Here is a 20,895-nt window from a genome sequence, read left to right as displayed (position 1 = left end):
CCGATAACGCTGGCTTGACCGCAACAACCGGCGATGAGCGCTGTTGTCGGGGTCGCCAGCCTGCTTGGTTCCGGCCGGGCGGGCGAAAAGGCGCAGCACCGCCTTGCCGGTGCGAGACGCCCTATCGAGAGAAGAGGATGCCATGAACGCCAAACTGTCCCTCGCCGTTCTCGCCGCGACCCTGGCCGCCGCCCCCGCCGCGATGGCCCAGACCTACCAGAACAACGCGCCTCAGGTGCCCTACGAGCGCTCCAGCCCGTCGGGCCTGCCGACCACCAGCCCGCAGGTGGAAAGCCTGCCCAACGAGCGGGCCGAGCCGTGGAACGATCAGACCCGGAACCGGATGCCGGACGGCCGCATGCCCGACCGCGTGACCAGCGGCAGCGCCGAATCCACCGTCGGCGCCGGCACCGCGGGCACCTACGGCAGCACCGGTACCTACGGGGCGCCCGGCACCTACGGTTCGACCGGGAACATGAACAACAGCATGCCGAACAGCGGCGCGATGGGGACCACCGGGTCGGCCACCGGTACCATGCAGGGAAATCGACAGGTCATCATGAACGTCGACCCGAACACCGCCCGGCGCGCCGAGCGCGGCCAGAACCGCAAGGAGCTGATGCAGACCTCGCTGCTGAACTACTTCAGCGCCGCCGGCTTCACCTCGGTCCGTGACTTCCGCAAGCAGGGTGAGAACTATGTGGCGGAGGCCCAGTCGGCCAACGGCACCTGGAGCACCGTGCTGCTCGACGCCAACACCGGCACGATCTCAGAAATCCGCTGATCCCCGGTCCGCCGCGGCTCACTCCATCAGCTGCGGCCATGATCCGGTCAGGCGGCCGTAACCCGCCGTGACCGACGCGTCGTACAGGGGCAATGGCTGGCGCAGCCGTTGCCCCGCGTCGCGTCCAAGGGTGCGCACCGCGGTCGCCAGCCGTCCGTCCGGTGGCCAGGGGCCGCCGGGGCTGAACGGCACGGTCAGCGCGATTCCCTGTTCCAGCCGCCCGCCGTAGCGGCTCTGCGCGCCTTCCGGACCCTCGGTCCAGGTGACCTGGGCGGACAGGCGGACGCCGCCGTCGAAGGCGCGCATCAGTTCGACCGTGCCGCCCCAATCCCCGCCGAGATAGCGGCCCAGCCGCAGAACCCCCGTGGTGGCGGCTCCCGGCGCCTCCCAATAGAGGCTGGCGTGGCCGGTGTTCCGGCCGCTTTCCGGGGCGAGGCGCAGCACGTCGTCGGGCGGGCGCTTCCAGACGCGGTTGAGGTCGAGCCCGAGCGCCCAGCGCGCCGTCAGGGGCCGGTACAGCGCTTCGGCTCCCACGCCACCAAACATCTCCTCGAAATGGCCGACGGACAGGCGCGTGCTCCAGCGTTCGGAGGGTGCGGCAAGCCATGCGGCGTACAGACGCTCCACCGCGGCGAGGCGGTCGGCGTAGCGCGGCAGGTCGCTGCGCACCGGTTCCGCCGCCGGGATGGCGTTGGTGTCGAGGAAGTGGAGGTTGTGGCTGACGTTCACCCGCAGCCCACCGCTGAGAACCAGCCCGCGCAACGGTTCCGCCGTCAGGACCGCGTCGCCGTAGGTCCGCTGCACCAGCGGGGCGCTCTGCTCGAACAGGCTGGCTTCCACCGTTGGGACGACGGTCAGGGCGAGCCGTGCCGGCCAGTCCGGCGGCGGGCCGGCGGAGCGCTCGACGCGGGCGGTGCGCCAGATCTCCTCGGGGCTGCCGCGCCGGCCGGCCGCCTGCTCGACGGCGCGGCGCGACAGCGTGATGGCGGTGCCGTCCAGCCCGGCGCTGCCGGTGGCGACGGTCAGCCATTCGACCTCCGGCGGCGCGCCATCGGCCAGCAGGCGGGCGGCGCGCCCCACCTCCCGCGCCAGCGGGGCGGTGCCGGCGCCCGCCGGGTCCAACCACAGGGTGGCGCGCTCGCCGTCGATCCGTGCGGAGCGTGCGGGCAGCCGGTGAAGCCGGGCCAGGGCCGCGACGTCCGGGGCGGGCAGGGCGGCGTCCGGTGCGGCCGGGCGGGCGCCGACCGCCGGCGGCGGCGTGCGCAGGGTGGAGTCCGGGTCCTTCCGCGGGTCGAAGCGGGCGGCGAGGCGCAGCATGGCCCGCGATCCCTGTTCGATCCCGGCCCCCACCTCCAGCCAGTTCCAGGGACGGTAGGCCAGACCGGCGTTCAGCGGCAGGCCGGGCTTGAAGGCGGGGTCGTCCTGCTGTTGGGCGCGGAAGCTGTCGGCGCTGTATTCCAGCTTGACGCTGAGCCCCTCCAGCGGCGTGTGCCATTCGACGCCGCCGAACAGGGCCGCACGGTCCCCGGTGAACCACGCCTCCGGCCCGCGCGAGGACGCGTTGAGGGGATCGCGGTCGCGTTTGAAGCGCCCGCCGAGAAAGCGCAACGGGTTGCGGAGATGCCCGTAATCGCCGAGCCCGCCCCAGCCGATGCCCAGGCTGAGATCGACCTCCCACCAGCGCCGCGAAGCGACCAGATATTCCCCTGCGAAACGGCCCTTCCCCGGCAGGTCCAGTCCGGTGCCGGTGACGTCGCGTCCGCCGACAGCCAGCGCCGGCCACCACGGCCCCTCGCGCAGCAGGCGCAGCTTGGCGTCCACCCCCGGCTCGCTGAGGCCGTGCCAGCTCGGGTAGGCGCTGTCGCGCAGCGTCGCCTCCAGGCCCGGCAGAAGCTGCGCCCCGGCGAAGACGTGACGGTGCAGGCCACCGAGAGCGGTCAGCCCGGCGGTGACGGTGCCGTCCGGCAGGCCGCGCGCCGTTGGTGTCTGAAGCAGTCCGGCGGCTCCCCAGTCCGACAGGCTGGGCTCAAGCCCCTCCGCCCGTGCGGGCAGGGCGGCGAAGGTCAGCGCCAGGACGAGGAGAACACGATTCACGCCATGGTGGAGATTGTCGGGAGAGATTCCCGATCCATGGCATTTTCATGCGTATGAATGCAACCAGAAACCGTCTCCCGCCCTGGGGAGAGGGGTCAGAGCGCCTCGGCGACGCAGGTCAGGCCCATCGTCTCCGCGGTGTTGGCGACCGCCGACAGGCAGGTGCCGGAGCGCTCCGGCGGGATCGAGACGGCGAAGCGGATGGTGTAATGACCACCCTCCCGCTCCGGCAGGGTTTGGGCGTCGAGCCGGACGATGTTCGCCTCGAACTGGGTGAAGATCTCCGACAGGCGGGCGATCAGGCCGGGCTGGTCGCCTCCCGACACCTCCACGCGATGGGTGATGCGGGCGAGCGGGCCGGGGTTGGGATCGAAGTCGAAGGGCGTGACCTTGATCTGCGCGCCGGCCAGCTCGGGCAGGCTGGCCAGCCCCTCCTGCACCTCCCCGACCGGGACACCGTCGGGGAGTTCGCAGACCGCCGAGAACTCCGCCCCGGAGCCCATCACCGCAAAGGTCGCGTCGCGCAGGTTGGCCCCCAGCCCGAAGAGATGACCGGTGACCGCGGAGACGAGACCGACGCGGTCGGGGCAGAAGGTCGAAACCAGCGCGAGGGACGACACGGGCGAAACCTCCGATGCTGAAGCCCTCTCCCCCTTGGGGAGAGGGTTGGGTGAGCGGGGCGATGCGCCCGGCAGGGCGAAGAAAGACGCCGGATGAGTCGGCGTGGCGCGCCTTCGGCGCCCCCCTCATCCTGACCTTCTCCCCAGGGGGGAGAAGGGAAACATCAGGCCGCCGTGCCGCCCACGGTCAGGCCGTCCAGGCGCAGGGTCGGCTGGCCGACGCCCACGGGAACGCCCTGGCCGTCCTTGCCGCAGGTGCCGACGCCGGGGTCGAGCTTCGTGTCGTTGCCGATCATCGACACGCGGGTCAGGCTGTCCGGGCCGTTGCCGATCAGCGTCGCGCCCTTCACCGCCGGGCCGAGCTTGCCGTCCTCGATCAGATAGGCCTCGTTGGCGGAGAAGACGAACTTGCCGCTGGTGATGTCCACCTGCCCGCCGCCGAAGTTCTTGGCGTAGAGGCCCTTCTTGACCGACTTGATGATCTCCTCCGGCTCGTAGGCGCCGGGGCGCATCACGGTGTTGGTCATGCGCGGCATGGGGTGGCAGGCGAAGCTCTGGCGCCGTCCGTTGCCGGTCGGGCGCATCCCCATCAGCCGGGCGTTCATGCGGTCCTGCATGTAGCCGACCAGGATGCCGTCCTCGATCAGCGTCGTGCACTGGCCGGGGGTGCCCTCGTCGTCCACGGTGATCGAGCCGCGGCTGTTCTCGATGGTGCCGTCGTCCACGATGGTCACGCCGGGCGCGGCGATGCGCTGGCCCATCAGTCCGGCGAAGGCCGACGTCTTCTTGCGGTTGAAGTCGCCCTCCAGCCCGTGGCCGATGGCCTCGTGCAGCAGGATGCCCGGCCAGCCGTTGCCGAGAACCACGGTCATCTCACCCGCCGGGGCGGGAACCGAGGACAGGTTGACGAGCGCCGAGCGCAGCGCCTCGTCCACGAAGGCGCGCCACGTCTCCGGCTGCATGTAGTGTTCATAGGTGACGCGCCCGCCGCCGCCGTGGCCGCCCGTCTCCATGCGGTCGCCCTCGGCCACCACGACGGAGACGTTCAGCCGGACCAGCGGGCGCAGGTCGGCCACCCGCACGCCGTCGGCGCGGATGATCTGCACCGCCTGCCACTCGCCGCTGATCGAGCAGGAGACCTGCCGCACCCGCGGGTCCTTGGCGCGGGCGTAGGCGTCGATCTCCGCCAGAAGCTTCACCTTGGCCTCGAAGGGGACCAGGGGCAGGGGGTTGTCGGGGATGTAGAGCGCGCGGTTGGTGCCGGCGGGCGGTTCGGCGATGGTGCCGGCGTGCCCGGCCTGGACGGCGCGCACCGTCGCGGCGGCGCGGCGGATGGCGTCCTCGGACAGGCTGGAGGCGTGGGCGAAGCCGGTCGCCTCGTCGGCGATGGCGCGCAGGCCGAAGCCCTGGGTGGTGTCGAAGCTCGCCGCCTTCAGCTTGCCGTCATCCCAGCCCAGCGATTCGCTCTGCGAATATTCCAGATACAGTTCGCCGTCGTCCGCCCCCCGCAGCGCGTCGGCCACCACCCCCTCGACACGGGAACGGTCCAGGCCGGCGCGGTTGAAGAACAGATCGTCGGTGACGGCAAGCGCGCTCATGGGGACTCCGGGGTATCGGTCTATCGTAGGACAACGATGCGGCACCGGCGCTCTCGCACCCGCACCCGCGATGTGGTCTAAGATCAGACTTATAGTGTGGCGACGTGCGGCCCGTCCGGCAAGGCTCGTCGTCCGTGGGCAAAGGGGGCTTGAAGGGGAATGGCCGCGATGACCGACGACGCGCTGGCGATGGGCCGCACCGGCAACGGAGACGCGCGCTCCCTGGCCCACCCCCTGAAGAACCACGCCCTGCGCGTCACCCTGACCAACGAGGTGCACACCCGCCCGCCGGAGGTCCTGTCCACACCGGTCCGCGCCACCATGCTGGCGATGCTGTCGGGGGAGGGCGCGTCGGAGGCCGACCGGCTGCATCTGGAGAAGCTGTGCGACTGGGCCGGCGTGCCGCGCCCGCCCGCCGGGGCCACCCATTACAGCGGCTCCTTCGGCAGCTTCCGCCTGAAGTGGGAGCGGCACACCGAATTCTCCACCTGGACCATCTTCCGCCCCAACGCCGCCGCCCCGGCGGGCGTGCTGGTCGATCCCTTCCTGGAGCCGGCGCTGAACGCGGTGCCCAAGGAGTGGCTGGCCGGACTGCCGGGCGAGCTGATGGTCGGCGTCCATGTCGCCGTGCTCGACGCCGAATCGCCGGAGCCTTCCGCCAACATGCTGGCGGCGATGTTCGGCTCGCCGAGCTACATCGGGACGCGGATCTCCGGGCGGGCGGCGACGGCCTGGACCGACTTCCGCATCCACGGCGACGGCTTCTCGCGCATCCTGATCGCCGACCATGCGATGACGCCCAACCAGGCGGGCCGCGTCGTGCAGCGCCTGCTGGAGATCGAGACCTACCGCGTGATGGCGCTGCTGGCGCTGCCGGTGGCGCGCGGCGTGCTGCCGCGCATCGGCCCGATCGAGGCCGATCTGGCCGACCTGACCGCCCGCATCGCCACCCTGCGCGGCCTGGACGACGAGCGGGAGCTGCTCGACCGGCTGACCCTGCTGGCCGCGCAGACCGAGCAGATCGCCGCGGAGACCGCCTACCGCTTCGGCGCGGCGCGGGCCTACTACAACCTCGTGGAAAAGCGCATCGTCGAGCTGCGCGAGATCCGCATCGAGGGCCTGCCCACGGTGGGCGAGTTCATGGACCGCCGCCTCGCGCCGGCGATCCGCACCTGCGAGGCGGTGGAGTCCCGCCTGCAGGCCTTGTCCCAGCGCGTGGCCCGCGCCAGCGACCTGCTGCGCACCCGCGTGGAGATCGCCGTGGAAGGGCAGAACGCCGAGCTTCTCCTCTCCATGGACAAGCGGGCGCAGCTCCAGCTCCGCCTGCAGGAGACGGTGGAGGGGCTGTCGGTGGTGGCGATCAGCTACTACCTCGTCGGCATCGTCGGCTACGCCGCGAAGGGCGTGAAGGGACTCGGGATGAAGGTCGATCCCGACCTGCTCGTCGGGCTGATGATTCCCATCGTCATCGCCTTCGTCTGGTCCGGCGTGCGCCGAATCCGCAAGGTCATCACCAGCGGGCACTGACCGCGCCAGGGCTTTCCGATTTAACACGGTGGCATGTTACCGCAGCGCAAACGGCGACCGGACGGCGCCGTCCGCGCAAGGTCGCTTGCGTCCCACACCAGGGACGTGCAAGCCTAAAAACTTGATTTTCCGAGACAATTCGCTATACCATCAAACTGCGACAGCTTGTCGCAGTGCGAAGCCGATACGGAAACTCAACTTCTGTTCTGATGCGGGCTTGAAACCGGCATTGCGCCTATGTCCTTCGTGTAGGGACGCCTGACTTGTACCCAAGCGCAATGGAGGGTTAAGCTCGCGCTGCCGGGACCGTGTCGCCCTCAAACGGCACGCTCCCTGCATAGACCGGCACCGCCGCAACGCCCGGCTGCGCAACCGTCTGACAGAGGCGGAACGCACCAGGGAAACAGGGGCGAAGGCGGGTCCGGCGGGAAGGGACGACCGCCGTCCGCGACTGTGGGCGGCGGGCAACGAAGAGGGTGGGGATGAAGACGCAGACCCTGAACGCTGCCGTTCTGGCGGCGCTGACATCTTTGTGTGGATTTGCCGCGACCGGTTCCGCCGCCGAACCCCACCCCTGGCAATTGGGGCTTCAGGAGGCGGCCACCCCGGTCAAGCACGCCATGGACTCGTTCCACGACCTGCTGACGGTGATCATCGTCGCCATCGTCATTTTCGTGGCGGGGCTGCTGGCCTGGGTGGCGCTGCGCTTCAACGCCAAGAAGAACGCCGTTCCGTCCACCACCTCGCACCACACGGTGCTGGAGATCGCCTGGACGGTCATTCCGGTCATCATCCTGATCGTCATCGCGGTTCCGTCCTTCAAGCTGCTCTACCAGGCGGAGCGGGTGCCGGAGGCGGAGATGACCATCAAGGTCACCGGGCGGCAGTGGTATTGGGACTACGAGTACCCCGACCACGGCAACATCGCCTTCTCCAGCTACATGATCCAGGAATCGGAGCTGAAGCCCGGCCAGAAGCGCCTGCTGGAGGTCGACAACCGCGTGATCCTGCCGGTCGGCACGACCGTGCGCGTGCTGGTCACCGCGGGCGACGTCATCCATTCCTGGGCGGTGCCGAGCTTCGGCGTGAAGAAGGACGCCGTGCCGGGCCGCGCCAACGAGACCTGGGTGCGGATCGAGAAGGAAGGCGTCTATTACGGCCAGTGTTCCGAGATCTGCGGCGTGAACCACGCCTTCATGCCGATCGCGGTCGAGGCCGTCTCGAAGGAGGCCTTCAACCAGTGGGTCGAGAAGGCCAAGACCGCTTACGGGACCCCCGACACCAAGCGCGACGTGGCCCAGATGCCGTCCGCCGGGGCCGTCCAGTAAGCCTCACGCTTTGGATGCAGCGGCACCTCAAAGAAAAATCATTCCGCCGACGCGAGGGTTAGAGACATGGCAAACGCCAATCCGGGGGAAGCGCAGGGACACGGCCACGGGCATGACCATGACCACCACATGCCGGGCTTCGTCGAGCGTTGGTTCTTCTCCACGAACCACAAGGACATCGGGACGCTCTACCTGATCTTCTCGGTGATCGCCGGGCTGATCGGCGGGTTGTTCTCGGTCATCATGCGGATGGAACTCCAGGCGCCGGGCTTGCAGTTCGTCGGGGACGGGCAGGTCTGGAACGTGCTGATCACCGCGCACGGCCTGATCATGGTGTTCTTCGTGGTGATGCCGGCGCTGATCGGCGGCTTCGGCAACTGGTTCGTGCCGCTGATGATCGGCGCGCCCGACATGGCCTTCCCGCGGCTGAACAACATCAGCTTCTGGCTGATCGTCCCGGCCTTCCTGCTGCTTCTGGGCTCCGCCTTCGTGGGGCAGGGGGCCGGCACCGGCTGGACGATCTACCCGCCGCTGTCCTCGCCGCTGGGCCACAACGGGCCGTCGGTGGACATGGCGATCTTCGCGCTTCACCTCGCCGGCGCCTCGTCGATCCTGGGTGCGGTGAACTTCATCACCACCATCTTCAACATGCGCGCGCCGGGCATGACGCTGCACAAGATGCCGCTGTTCGTCTGGGCGATGCTGGTGACGGCCTTCCTGCTGCTGCTGGCCGTGCCGGTGCTGGGCGGCGCCATCACCATGCTGCTGACCGACCGCAACTTCGGCACCAGCTTCTTCAACCCGGAGGGCGGCGGCGACCCGATCCTGTTCCAGCACCTGTTCTGGTTCTTCGGCCACCCCGAAGTCTACATCATGATCCTGCCGGCCTTCGGCATCATCAGCCACATCGTCTCGACCTTCTCGCACAAGCCCGTCTTCGGCTATCTGGGCATGGCCTACGCGATGGTCGCCATCGGCGTGGTCGGCTTCGTGGTGTGGGCGCACCACATGTACACGGTCGGCCTGGACGTCGACACCAAGGCCTACTTCACCGCCGCCACGATGATCATCGCGGTGCCGACGGGCGTGAAGATCTTCTCCTGGATCGCCACCATGTGGGGCGGGTCGATCGAATTCCGGGTGCCGATGCTGTGGGCGCTCGGCTTCATCTTCCTGTTCACGGTCGGCGGCGTGACCGGCGTGGTGCTGGCCAACGGCGGCATGGACATCGTGCTGCACGACACCTATTACGTCGTCGCGCACTTCCACTACGTGCTGTCGCTGGGCGCGGTCTTCTCGATCTTCGCCGGCTGGTACTACTGGATCGGCAAGATGTCGGGGCGCCAGTATCCGGAGTTCTGGGGCAAGGTTCACTTCTGGACGACCTTCATCGGCGTGAACCTGGTCTTCTTCCCGCAGCATTTCCTGGGTCTGGCCGGCATGCCGCGCCGCATCCCGGATTACCCGGACGCCTACTGGGGCTGGAACATGATCTCCTCGTTCGGCGCCTATCTCTCCTTTGCGTCCACGCTTCTCTTCGTGTGGATCGCGTACAAGACCCTGCGCAGCGGCGAGAAGGTGGACGCCGCCTATTGGGGGCCGCAGGCCGGCACGCTGGAGTGGACCGTGAGTTCGCCCCCGCCGTTCCACGCCTTCGAGACGCTGCCGCAGGTGAAGTGACCATCGGTTGTGACCATGACGCCGGGGGAGCCGGGATGCTCCCTCCGGCCGGAGGATAGTGAAGTATGACGGACCTGAGCATTGAACGGGTCTCGACAGGTCCGGTCTCCGGATCGACGCCGGGTGACTACATCGAACTGCTCAAGCCGCGGGTGATGTCGCTCGTGGTGTTCACCGGGCTGGCCGGCATCGTGCTGGCGCCCGGGCACATCCACCCCGTGCTGGCGGCGGTGGCGGTGCTGTGCATCGCGGTCGGGGCCGGGGCCTCGGGCGCCATCAACATGTGGTACGACCGCGACATCGACGCGGTGATGTCGCGCACCATCCGCCGCCCGATCCCGTCGGGGCGGGTGGAGCCGGAGAACGCGCTGGCCTTCGGGGTGATCCTGGCCGCGGCGTCGGTCGTGGTGATGGGGCTGGCGGTCAACTGGGCGGCGTCGGCGCTGCTGGCGATGACCATCGGCTTCTACGTCTTCATCTACACCATGTGGCTGAAGCGGCGGACGCCGCAGAACATCGTGATCGGCGGGGCCGCCGGCGCCTTCCCGCCGATGATCGGCTGGGCGGCGGTGACGGGCGGTGTGGAACTGCCTTCCATCCTGCTGTTCCTGCTGATCTTCCTGTGGACGCCGCCGCATTTCTGGGCGCTGGCGCTGTTCCGCAACAGCGACTACACCCGCGCCGGGGTGCCGATGATGCCGGTGATCGCCGGTCCGGACGCCACCAAGCGGCAAATGCTGGCCTACACGCTGGTCCTGCTGCCGGTCGCCGTGGCGCCGTATTTCCTGGGCACCGGCGGCCTTGCCTATCTGATCGGGTCGAGCCTGCTGGGCGCCTTCTTCGTGCTGTGCGCGGTCCGCGTGCTGCGCGCCACCGACGACAAGCCGGCCAAGCAGATGTTCGGCTTCTCGATCCTCTACCTGTTCCTGCTGTTCGCCCTGCTGATGGGCGAGCATCTGGTGAGCGGATTCCTGACGACCGGAGGCGGGGCATGACGATCATGGATGAATCCCACGAGGAACGCCGCAAGCGGCTGCGCGGCCGCAACTACGCGGTGCTGGCCGCGCTGATCGGGCTGGTGGTGATGTTCTACGTCATCACGCTGGTTCGGATGGGCGGGCACTGACCACGGGACGTTGAGCGGACAAACGGCAGGGGAGGAAGCGGCGCCATGAACGACCGGCGAGAAGGCGACAAAGGGCTCCGGCGGAAGAACCGCCTGTTCATGGCCGGGCTGTTCGGCCTCGTCTTCGGGATGGTCGGGCTGGCCTACGCCTCGGTGCCGCTCTACGCGCTGTTCTGTCAGGTGACCGGCTTCGGTGGCACCACCCAGCGGGCCGATGCCGCGCCCGCGCGGCAGGTCGACCGCGTCATCAAGGTCCGCTTCAACGCCGACGTGAACCAGTCGCTGCCCTGGCGCTTCAAGCCGGAGCAGAAGGAGCTGACGGTGAAACTGGGCGAGACGGGGCTGGCCGCCTATCAGGCCGCCAACCGGACCGACCGGGCCACCGTGGGCACCGCGCTCTACAACGTCACGCCGGACAAGGTCGGCAAGTACTTCAACAAGATCGAGTGCTTCTGCTTCACCGAGCAGGTGCTGGAGCCCGGTCAGTCGGTGGACATGCCGGTGGCCTTCTTCGTCGATCCGGCTCTGGCCGACGATCCGGCGATGGAGGACGTGACCACCATCACCCTGTCCTACACCTTCTTCCGCGCCAAGGACGAGACCCAGGTGCTGGCGCAGCACGCGACGCAGGCCGCGGGTGCGAAAGGCACCGGGACCGCGGCGAACTGAGGACAGATCTAAAAAAGAGACAGTCTGAACGAAGAAATCGGGCGAAACAAACCGGGGTTGGAAAGAGACGATGGCCGACATCACGCACGCGCACATGCCGCATCCCCCAGCCTCCGCGCACGGCGCGGGCGAGGGCGCCGGCATCCCGCATCCCTACCATCTGGTGAAGCCGAGCCCGTGGCCTCTTCTGGGCGCCTTCGCGGCCGGACTGTTCGCGACGGGCATGGTCATCTACATGCACGGCGGCGGCTGGCTTCTGGCGGCCCTCGGCTTCGTGTCCATCCTGGGCGTGATGTTCGGCTGGTGGCGCGACGTCATCAAGGAGGCGGTGCGCGAGAAGGCGCACACCCCGGTGGTGAAGATCGGCCTGCGTTACGGCATGGCGCTGTTCATCGCCTCGGAGGTGATGTTCTTTGCCGCCTTCTTCTGGGCCTTCTACGACGCGGCGCTCTACCCGAAGGTGTTCGCCGAGAACCCGCACGGCGTCTGGCCGCCGCCGAACATCACGGTGCTGGAGACGTTCCACCTGCCGCTGATGATGACGCTGATCCTGCTGCTGTCGGGCGTCACCGTGACCTGGGCGCACCACGCGATCCTTGAGGGCAACAACAAGGAGGCGTCGCGCGCGCTGGGCCTGACCGTCCTGCTGGGGGTGATGTTCACCTTCTTCCAGGGCTGGGAATACGCCCACGCCGCCTTCGGCTTCAAGCAGGGCATCTACCCGTCGACCTTCTACATGGCGACCGGCTTCCACGGCTTCCACGTCATCATCGGCACCATCTTCCTGGCGGTCTGCTGGTTCCGCACCATGAAGGGCCATTTCACCCCGCGGAGCCATTTCGGCTTCGAGGCGGCGGCCTGGTACTGGCACTTCGTGGACGTGGTGTGGCTGTTCCTGTTCGTGTCGATCTACTGGTGGGGGTCGCTGGGCGCCGCCAGCGGCCACTGATCCCATCCCTGTCGCCTTGCGAAGCCCTTCTCCTCCACCGGGGGAGAGGGGCTTCCCGTTCCCGAAGGGAGGCGAGTCATTTGAGCACCCACTACACCAGCCCGTCGCCGCTGACCGCCGGCCTGCGCTGTGCCTGCCCGCGCTGCGGACGGGGCAAGCTGTTCGACGGCTACCTGACGGTCAACGAGCGCTGTTCGGTGTGCAATTTGAACCTCGCCCGGCAGGACAGCGGCGACGGGCCGGCGGTCTTCCTGATCTTCATCCTGGGCTTCCTGGTCGTGCCGGTGGCGCTCTGGGTGTCGATGTCGGTGGACTGGCCGCTGTGGCTGCACGCCATCGTCTGGAGCATCGTCGTGCTCGGGCTGGCGCTCGGCATGCTGCGCCCGGCCAAGGCCTATGTGGTGGCGCTGCAGTACCGCCACCGCCGCAACGAGCTGGAGGATCCGGACGAGTGACCATGACCGCCGCCGCCGAACCCCGCCGCTTCCGCCCCTCGCTGTGGGCGACGCTGATCACCGTGCCCGCCGTGCTGGTCATGCTGGGGCTGGGCACGTGGCAGATGCAGCGGCTGGCGTGGAAGGAGGATCTGGTCCACCGGGTGGAGCAGCGGCTGCACGCCGCCCCCATCCCGCTGCCCGCCGCCATCGCCGATCCGGAGGCGCTGGAGTTCCGTCCGGTGACCGTCACCGGGCACTTCCTGAACGATAAGGAGCTGCTGCTGGTGGCCCGGCCCCGGCAGGGGCAGGCGGGCTACGAACTGCTGACACCCTTGCAGCGCCCGGCCGAGGACGGCGGCGGCGTGGTGCTGGTCAACCGCGGCTTCCTGCCCATGGACAAGCGCGCCCCCGCCAGCCGTCCGGAGAGTCGGGTGGAGGGACCGGTGACCATCACCGGTCTGGTCCGCCTGCCGCAGCCCGCCGGCTGGCTCCAGCCGGGCAACCGGCCGGGCGCGGAGTCCTGGATGCGGCTGGACCCGCCGGCCATGGCGGCCTCCGCCGGGCTGGAGAGGGTCGCCCCGCTGGCGGTCGAGATGACTCCCGACCCCGCGCGCGGCAACGCGCCGCTGAACGGGATTCAGCCCTTGGTCGAGCTGCCCAACAACCATAGGCAATACGCCTTCACCTGGTATAGCCTCGCCGCGACGCTGATCGTCGTCTATGTGCTGTCCCAACGCCGGAGGACCGGTCCGGCATCCTAGGAGTTGCGCCTTATGACAGCCGCCTATCGGGAGTTGGAACGCCGTTTCGCCCGCATCGCCGCCATCGGCGACGCCCTGGGCATCCTGAGTTGGGACAGCCAGACGATGATGCCCGACGGCTCCAGCGACGGGCGGGCGGAGCAGACCGCTACCCTGACCGTGCTGGCGCACGAGCTGCAAACCGACCCCCGCGTGGCCGACTGGCTGGCGGAGGCCGAGGGCGCGGGCGGGCTGGACGATTGGCAGGCGGCCAACCTGCGGGAGATGCGGCGCACCCACCGCCACGCCACCGCTGTGCCCGGCGACCTGATCGAAGCGACCAGCAAGGCGATCTCGGCCTGCGAGATGACGTGGCGCAGCGCGCGGGCGGAGAGCGACTTCGCCAAGCTGCTGCCCAGCCTGTCGGAGGTGCTGCGCCGCGTGCGCGAGTGTGGGGAGGCCAAGGCGGCGGCCATGGGTCTGTCGCCCTACGACGCCATGCTGGACGAGCACGATCCCGGCGCCCGGTCGGAGCGCATCGACGCCCTGTTCGCCGGGCTGGCCGGCTTCCTGCCGGAGCTGATCGGGCGCGTGCTCGACCGGCAGGCTGCCGAGCCGGCGCCGCTGCGGCCCGTGGGGCCCTTCGCCGTCGCCAACCAGAAGGCGCTGGGCGAGCGGCTGATGCGGGCGGCCGGGTTCGACTTCACCCGCGGGCGGCTGGACGTGTCGCTGCATCCCTTCTGCGGCGGCGCCACGGGCGACGTGCGCATCACCACCCGCTACGACGAGGACGACTTCACCAAGGCCCTGATGGGGGTGATGCACGAGACGGGGCACGCCCTCTACGAGCAGGGCCGCCCGCGCGATTGGCTGAGCCAGCCGGTGGGGCTCGCCCGCGGCATGGCGGTGCATGAGAGCCAGTCGCTGATCGTCGAGATGCAGGCCTGCCGCTCGCCGGAGTTCCTGTGCTGGCTGGCCCCGGTCGCGCAGGAGGCGTTCGGCGGCTCCGGCCCGGCCTGGGAGCCGGACAACCTGCGCCGCCTCTACAGCCGGGTGGAGCGCGGCTTCATCCGCGTGGACGCCGACGAGGTGACCTACCCGGCGCACATCATCCTGCGCTACCGGCTGGAGAAGGCGCTGATTGCCGGCGATCTGGCGCTGGCCGACCTGCCGGGGGCCTGGAACGACGGCATGAGGGAACTGGTCGGGGTGGTGCCGCCGGACGACCGGCTGGGCTGCCTTCAGGACATCCACTGGCCGTCCGGCGCCTGCGGCTACTTCCCCAGCTACACGCTGGGCGCCATGACCGCCGCCCAGCTGTTCGAGGCCGCGGCGACGGCCGATCCGGACATCCGTCCGGCGCTGGTGCGCGGTGACCTCGGGCCGCTGGTGGCGTGGCTGGGCGTGAACGTGCACGGCAAGGGGTGCCTGTACGCGTCCGGAGACGAGCTGCTGACCGCGGCCACGGGGCGGCCGTTGGATGCGGCGGTGTTCCGGCGGCATCTGGAACGCCGGTATCTGGGCGCTTGAGCGGAGTCTTGCCCCCTCCCTAACTGTGGAGTGTCAGGAGGTTGTTCATCGGCAGGCGGATTCGGCTGATGGGGGTCTTTTTGCCGAGGCTAGCATGAGGTCGATGCCAGTTGTAGGCGTGCAACCATAGAGGCAGCTTGGCGCCACGCTGATCTGAGTGCTCGTAAGTGTGGGCGTAGGCCCACTCCCGCAGAGCGGTCTGGATGAAGCGCTCAGCTTTGCCGTTGGTCTGGGGTGTGTAGGGCTTGGTGAAGATGTGCTTGACGCCCAGGCGCTTGCAGGCGGTCCGGAATGCCTTGGAGCGGTAGCAGCCGCCGTTGTCGGTCATGACGCGCTCCACCGTGATGCCCAGCGAGGCGTAATAGGCCAGCGCCGCCTCCAGGAACAGCACGGCCGTGTGCTGGCGCTCGTCGGCGTGGATCTGACAGAACGCCACGCGCGAGGCGTCGTCGATGCACACGTGCACGTACTCCCAGCCCACCCCGCGGGCGCGCCGGGAGGCATCGCCGGTGATGCGGTGGCCGATGGTGCCGATACGCCCGAGCTTCTTGATGTCGATGTGCAGCATCTCGCCTGGGCGCTCGCGCTCGTAGCGGCGCACCGGCTCGGGTGGGTCGAGCGCCTTGAGGCGGTTGAGCCCGGCTGTACGCAGGATGCGTGAGACGGTGGCGGCCGAGACGCCAAGCTCGGCGGTGATGCGGCCATAGGTGAAGCGCTGCCGGCGCAGCGCGATGACCCGCTCGGCGGTTGCCGCGGCGGTCTGGCGGGGCGAGCGCTTTGGCCGCGAGGAGCGGTCGTGCAGGCCGGCCACGCCCTCGGCCTTGTAGCGCCGGCACCATTTGCTGATCGTGCCCGGCGAAACCCGCAGCTCGGTGGCCACCGAACTGCGGGTCTCGCCGCCCTCCAGCACCCGCCGCACCGCAATCTCTCGACCGCGCGGGGTCAGTGCGGCATTCTTGTGAATGTCCATTCGGCCCTCCGAAAAAGCTTGAGCGTCGCAACTTCAGCTTCCTCGGTTCCGGCCGAATGGACAACCTCCTGAAACATCACACCTAACCCTTACCCGGTAACGCAGGGGAGGGGACTTTTTCTCCCTCCCCTGCGCAGCGGGGGAGGGCCGGGGTGGGGGCAAGAACGTCGCCGATGCGTGGCCTCCGCGCCGAAGGAAACCGCAAAGTCTGCGGAACGCAAAAGGCTGACCCGTAACCCTCCTTCGTTCCTGCACGCTGCTCCGTGCAATCAAGCGAAAAATCGGAAAAACAGCCTCAAAACAGCGCAAGCACTCGACGCGCCTTCATTGTCTCAAATGTCTTCAAAATCCGTTCTTCCGGACATGGTCACACATGCCTTGGATTGCCGGAATTAAGCAACATTCCTGGCAATATTTCGTTAACCATAAACCGCCAGCCTCCGGCCCAACGCGAATGGCAACGAGGGCTGAGCACAATGGGCATCGCCAAGGGCTTCCTGCACACGGACGGCAACCAGATCGTCGATTCGTCGGGTCAGAACGTCAAGCTGACGGGCGTCAACTGGTTTGGCGGCGAGGGCTTCGTCTTCAACCCCAACGGCATGGACATGCGCGGGTACTGGGGGATGATGGAGCAGATGAAGGAGCTGGGCTTCAACACCATCCGCCTGCCGTGGAGCGACGCGGCTCTGGACGCCGACCGGGCGACGGGCATCGACACCTCCAAGAATCCCGACCTCGCGAACAAGTCCCCGCTTGAGGTCATGGACAAGGTGATCGATTACGCCGGGCGCATCGGCATGAAGGTCATCCTCGACCACCATCGCTCCAGCGACGGTGCGTCGGCCAACGAGAACGGCCTGTGGTACGACGACAAGTACCCGGAGTCGAAGATGATCGAAAACTGGAAGATGCTGGCCGAGCGCTACAAGGGCAACGACACGGTCATCGGCGCCGACCTGCACAACGAGCCGCACGGTCAGGCGACCTGGGGGGGCGGCGACAAGGCCACCGACTGGGCTTGGGCCGCGGAGCGCATCGGCAACGAGATCCAGTCGGTCAACAAGGATTGGCTGCTGCTGGTCGAGGGCGTCGAGATCCACGAGAACCAGTGGGAGTGGTGGGGCGGCAACCTGCGCGGCGCCAAGGACCGCCCGATCGAGTTCGACAATCCGGGCAAGCTGGTCTACTCGGTCCACTCCTACGGCCCGTCCATCCATGAGATGGAGTGGTTCAAGGCCAGCGACTACCCGAACAACCTGCCGGGCCAGTACACCGACAATTGGGGCTGGCTGCTGAAGGAAGACAAGGCCCCGGTACTGGTCGGCGAGTTCGGCGGCAAGCTGGAGACCGACCAGGACAAGGCCTACATGGCCAAGCTGATCGACTACATGAACGGCGACCTGGACGGCAACGGCACCAACGATCTCGGCGCCGGCAAGGAAGGGGCGAGCTGGACCTACTGGTCGTGGAACCCGAACTCGGGCGACACCGGCGGCATCCTGAAGGACGATTGGCAGACGGTCGACCAGACCAAGTACAACGCCATCAAGGAAGGCCTGTTCGACGGCGGCGGCAGCCCGGCCAAGGCCGCCTGGGCTCCGGCGAAGGCGCAAGCTCTGGGTGAGGGTGACATCAACGTCCTGTCCCACACGGTGACCCAGCCGCAGGCGGTGGATCACAGCACCGCCGCGTCGGTGGACGCCGCGCTCGCCGCCCAGACGGTGGAGCTTCCGCCGGTCGATGCCGCGCACGATCCGTCGGCGCTGCACCACGACCCGCTGGACGTCCACACCGGCGCCTGACCGGCGGGCGGAGCGATTGCCCTCGCCCCTCCGCTCACGCGCAAACGAAGTTTGCGCTGACGCGACAGGCGGACCTTTGGTCCGCCGATAGCGGGGAGAGGGAGGGGACCCGCGCCGCAGGCGTGGGGAGGGTGCGGGGGCAGCATGGGCTGATGCCCCCGCACCCTAACCCTCTCCCCAGAGGGGAGAGGGAATGACGGCAGGGATGGCCGCGAGAGTGTATTGCGCAAGCGTCTTGCATAAGAGGGAACCCGCCGCTTGCGCCGCGTGTGGGAGGGCGCTAACTATGCCCGTTCCACAAGAGTCGCCGGCCCGCCACAGCGTCGGCCACCTTCAGGCGTCGGAGAGTGTGCGTTGAAGTACGTCAGCACGCGGGGCCAGGCCCCGGTCCTGGGTTTCGAGGAAGTCCTTCTGGCCGGTCTCGCGCGTGACGGCGGCCTCTATGTCCCGGAAAGCTGGCCGCAGTTCTCGGCCGACGAGATCCGCGCGATGCGCGGCCTTCCCTACAGCGAGATCGCCGTGCGCGTCATGCTGCCCTTCCTGGGCGGCGCCATCGCCGAGGACGATTTCCGGGCCATCGTGACGGACGCCTACGCCAGCTTCGACCACGCCGCGGTGGTGCCGCTGGTGCAGCTCGACCAGCGCACCTGGGTGATGGAGCTGTTCCACGGCCCGACGCTGGCCTTCAAGGACGTGGCGCTGCAACTGCTCGGCCGCCTGTTCGACCATGTGCTGGCCAAGCGCGGGGAGCGGGTGACCATCGTCGGGGCCACCTCGGGCGACACCGGTTCCGCCGCCATCGAGGCGTGCCGCGACCGCCAGAATGTGGACATCTTCATCCTGCACCCGAAGGGCCGCACGTCGGAGGTGCAGCGCCGCCAGATGACCAGCGTCCTGTCGGACAACGTGCACAACATCGCGCTGCACGGCACCTTCGACGACTGCCAGGATCTGGTGAAGGCGCTGTTCAACGACATGGCCTTCCGCGACAAGATGGGCCTGTCGGCGGTGAACTCGATCAACTGGGCGCGCATCATGGCCCAGATCGTCTATTACTTCGCCGCCGCGGTGGCGCTGGGCGCGCCCGACCGCAAGGTGGCCTTCACCGTGCCCACCGGCAATTTCGGCAACGTCTACGCCGCCTACGGCGCGCGGGCGATGGGCCTGCCGGTGGAGCGGCTGATCGTGGGGTCCAACGCCAACGACATCCTGGCCCGCTTTTTTGCCAGCGGCACCATGTCGGCGGCTCCGGTCGTGCCCACATTGAGTCCCAGCATGGACATCCAGATCTCCTCCAACTTCGAGCGGCTGCTGTTCGACCTGCTGGGCCGCGACGGCGCCGCCGTGCAGGCCGCCATGGACGGCTTCCGCGCGGCGGGCAAATTCGCCGTCACCGACGCGCAGCTGGCCGAGGCGCACGCGATCTTCGCCGCGGGCCGCGCCGACGACGCCCGGACCATGGACGTCATCAAGGAGGTCTGGGAGAAGACCGGCGGCTATCAGGTCGATCCGCACACCGCCGTCGGCATCCATTCCGCGGCGACCGCCCCGGTCGATCCGTCGGTGCCGGTGGTGGTGATGGCGACCGCCCACCCCGCCAAGTTCCCCGACGCGGTGGAGACGGCCACCGGCCGGCGCCCGGTCCTGCCGCCGCGCCTGTCCGACCTCTACGAGCGGGAGGAGCGGCTGTCGGAGCTGCCCAACGACGTGGCGGCGGTCCAGGAGTTCGTCGTCGCCCGCGCCCGCGCCGCCAAGGAGGCCGCATGAGCATCCGCGTGACCACGCTGCCGAACGGGCTGCGCGTCGCCACCGACACGATGCCCGGCGTGCAGTCGGTCTCGCTCGGCTGCTGGGTCGGCGTCGGCACGCGCAACGAGTCCGCGAGCGTCAACGGCGTGGCGCATCTCGTCGAGCACATGCTGTTCAAGGGCACCGAGCGGCGCTCCGCCTTCCGCATCTCAGAGGAGATCGAGAATGTCGGCGGCCAGCTCAACGCCTACACGACGCGCGAGCAGACGGCCTATTACGCCAAGGTCCTGCACGAGGACACGGCGCTGGCGCTCGACCTCATCGCCGACATGCTCCAGAACTCGGTCCTCGACAGCGAGGAACTGGTGCGGGAGCGCACGGTGGTGCTTCAGGAGATCGGCCAGTCCGCCGACACCCCCGACGACATCATCTTCGACCATTTCCAGTCCACCGCCTATCCGGGGCAGGCGCTGGGCCGCCCCGTGCTGGGGTCGGCGGAGATCGTCGGCGCCCTGTCGCGGCCGGCGCTGGTCGACTACATCGACGGTCATTATGGCGCGCCGGGCATCGTCCTGGCCGCGGCCGGGCGGCTGGAGCATGACCGGCTCGTCGACATGGCGCTGTCGGCCTTCGACGGGCTGTCCTCCCGCCCGGCGCCGGAGTCCGAGGACGCGCGCTACTCCGGCGGCGACTTCCGTGAGGCGCGGGACCTGGAGCAGATGCACCTCGTCCTCGGCTTCGACGGGGTGGGGGTGCACGACCCGGACTATTACGCCCATTCGGTGATGTCGACGCTGCTCGGCGGCGGCATGTCCTCCCGCCTCTTCCAGGAGGTGCGGGAGAAGCGCGGGCTGGTCTATTCCATCTACACCTTCTCCGGGGCCTACCGCGACGGCGGGCTGTTCGGCGTCTACGCCGGCACGGGCGAGGACGAGGTGGCGGAACTGGTCCCCGTCGTCTGCGACGAGCTGATGCGGGTGACCGAGGACGTGACCGAGGAGGAGGTGGCCCGCGCCGCGGCCCAGCTCCGCGCCGGGACGCTGATGGCGCTGGAAAGCTCCATGTCGCGCTGCGAGCAGCTTGGTCAGCAGCTGCTGGTCTATGGGCGTCCCGTGCCGGTGGAGGAGATCGTCGAGAAGATCGGGGCGGTCGACCGCGAGTCCATCGTCCGCGTCGCCCGGCGCCTGCGCGAGAGCCGCCCCACCGTCGCCGCGCTCGGCCCGATCGGACGGCTGGAGGAGTATGACCGCATCGCCGCGCGGTTCCGGTAAGGGACGCGCCAGGGTGGG

General features: G+C 68.7%; 18 protein-coding genes. 14 read left to right on the top strand and 4 right to left on the bottom strand.

Going from position 1 to position 20,895, the window contains the following annotated elements:
- The first annotated feature begins 142 nt into the window (after positions 1-142).
- Positions 143-784: a hypothetical protein gene (locus tag D3869_RS32980; RefSeq protein ID WP_175426392.1), complete on the top strand. Its 642-nt coding sequence runs from the start codon at positions 143-145 to the stop codon at positions 782-784.
- Between the two features lie 18 nt (positions 785-802).
- Here D3869_RS32980 and D3869_RS03020 read toward each other — a convergent pair whose 3' ends face one another.
- From D3869_RS03020 to tldD, 3 genes are all read right to left on the bottom strand, one after another.
- Positions 803-2,878 (bottom strand): YjbH domain-containing protein, encoded by a 2,076-nt coding sequence (locus tag D3869_RS03020; protein ID WP_137138895.1) that lies wholly within the window; start codon positions 2,876-2,878, stop codon positions 803-805.
- 95 nt (positions 2,879-2,973) lie between these two features.
- Positions 2,974-3,498 carry a glycine cleavage system protein R gene (locus D3869_RS03015; RefSeq protein ID WP_137138894.1) on the bottom strand — a complete coding sequence of 175 codons (525 nt, stop codon included), beginning with the start codon at positions 3,496-3,498 and terminating at the stop codon, positions 2,974-2,976.
- A gap of 164 nt (positions 3,499-3,662) precedes the next feature.
- Entirely contained in the window at positions 3,663-5,096 is a 1,434-nt protein-coding gene (tldD, locus tag D3869_RS03010; protein ID WP_137138893.1) for a metalloprotease TldD, read from the bottom strand.
- Between the two features lie 168 nt (positions 5,097-5,264).
- Between tldD and D3869_RS03005 the strand changes: the two genes are divergently transcribed.
- The 10 genes from D3869_RS03005 (at position 5,265) to D3869_RS02965 (ending at position 15,082) form a co-directional block, all read left to right on the top strand.
- A complete protein-coding gene (locus tag D3869_RS03005; RefSeq protein WP_137138892.1) occupies positions 5,265-6,623 on the top strand; it encodes a DUF3422 family protein in 1,359 nt (452 codons plus the stop codon).
- A gap of 482 nt (positions 6,624-7,105) precedes the next feature.
- Positions 7,106-7,951 (top strand): cytochrome c oxidase subunit II, encoded by an 846-nt coding sequence (gene coxB / locus D3869_RS03000; protein ID WP_137138891.1) that lies wholly within the window; start codon positions 7,106-7,108, stop codon positions 7,949-7,951.
- A 66-nt stretch (positions 7,952-8,017) separates the two neighbouring features.
- Positions 8,018-9,631, top strand: coding sequence for a cytochrome c oxidase subunit I (gene ctaD / locus D3869_RS02995; protein ID WP_137138890.1), 1,614 nt, complete (start codon positions 8,018-8,020; stop codon positions 9,629-9,631).
- Positions 9,632-9,696: 65 nt separating this feature from the next.
- Positions 9,697-10,626: a heme o synthase gene (gene cyoE / locus D3869_RS02990; protein ID WP_137138889.1), complete on the top strand. Its 930-nt coding sequence runs from the start codon at positions 9,697-9,699 to the stop codon at positions 10,624-10,626.
- Positions 10,623-10,757, top strand: a complete 135-nt coding sequence (locus D3869_RS34385; protein ID WP_256380051.1) for a hypothetical protein — start codon at positions 10,623-10,625, stop codon at positions 10,755-10,757. Before cyoE ends, D3869_RS34385 begins: the two co-directional genes overlap by 4 nt.
- Before the next feature lie 45 nt (positions 10,758-10,802).
- Positions 10,803-11,426, top strand: a complete 624-nt coding sequence (locus tag D3869_RS02985) for a cytochrome c oxidase assembly protein (RefSeq protein ID WP_137138888.1) — start codon at positions 10,803-10,805, stop codon at positions 11,424-11,426.
- Between the two features lie 70 nt (positions 11,427-11,496).
- Positions 11,497-12,375, top strand: a complete 879-nt coding sequence (locus tag D3869_RS02980) for a cytochrome c oxidase subunit 3 (protein ID WP_247895698.1) — start codon at positions 11,497-11,499, stop codon at positions 12,373-12,375.
- 80 nt (positions 12,376-12,455) lie between these two features.
- Positions 12,456-12,830 (top strand): DUF983 domain-containing protein, encoded by a 375-nt coding sequence (locus D3869_RS02975; RefSeq protein WP_094302896.1) that lies wholly within the window; start codon positions 12,456-12,458, stop codon positions 12,828-12,830.
- A gap of 2 nt (positions 12,831-12,832) precedes the next feature.
- A complete protein-coding gene (locus D3869_RS02970) occupies positions 12,833-13,573 on the top strand; it encodes an SURF1 family protein (protein ID WP_137140547.1) in 741 nt (246 codons plus the stop codon).
- A 12-nt stretch (positions 13,574-13,585) separates the two neighbouring features.
- On the top strand, positions 13,586-15,082 hold the full coding sequence (locus D3869_RS02965; protein ID WP_137138887.1) for a carboxypeptidase M32: 1,497 nt from the start codon (positions 13,586-13,588) through the stop codon (positions 15,080-15,082).
- 19 nt (positions 15,083-15,101) lie between these two features.
- Here D3869_RS02965 and D3869_RS02960 read toward each other — a convergent pair whose 3' ends face one another.
- Entirely contained in the window at positions 15,102-16,052 is a 951-nt protein-coding gene (locus D3869_RS02960; protein ID WP_137138886.1) for an IS481 family transposase, read from the bottom strand.
- 476 nt (positions 16,053-16,528) lie between these two features.
- Between D3869_RS02960 and D3869_RS02955 the strand changes: the two genes are divergently transcribed.
- The 3 genes from D3869_RS02955 (at position 16,529) to D3869_RS02945 (ending at position 20,877) form a co-directional block, all read left to right on the top strand.
- A complete protein-coding gene (locus D3869_RS02955; RefSeq protein WP_137138885.1) occupies positions 16,529-17,857 on the top strand; it encodes a glycoside hydrolase family 5 protein in 1,329 nt (442 codons plus the stop codon).
- 354 nt (positions 17,858-18,211) lie between these two features.
- Positions 18,212-19,624, top strand: coding sequence for a threonine synthase (gene thrC, locus D3869_RS02950; protein WP_137138884.1), 1,413 nt, complete (start codon positions 18,212-18,214; stop codon positions 19,622-19,624).
- The gene (locus D3869_RS02945) at positions 19,621-20,877 is read left to right on the top strand and encodes a M16 family metallopeptidase (protein ID WP_137138883.1); all 1,257 of its coding nucleotides are present in this window, start codon (positions 19,621-19,623) and stop codon (positions 20,875-20,877) included. The genes thrC and D3869_RS02945 overlap by 4 nt, the downstream gene beginning before the upstream one ends.
- The last annotated feature ends 18 nt before the right edge of the window (positions 20,878-20,895 follow it).

It is taken from the genome of Azospirillum brasilense, from assembly GCF_005222205.1.
GTDB lineage: Bacteria > Pseudomonadota > Alphaproteobacteria > Azospirillales > Azospirillaceae > Azospirillum > Azospirillum brasilense_G.
This window is presented reverse-complemented; position numbering and strand designations above follow the sequence as displayed.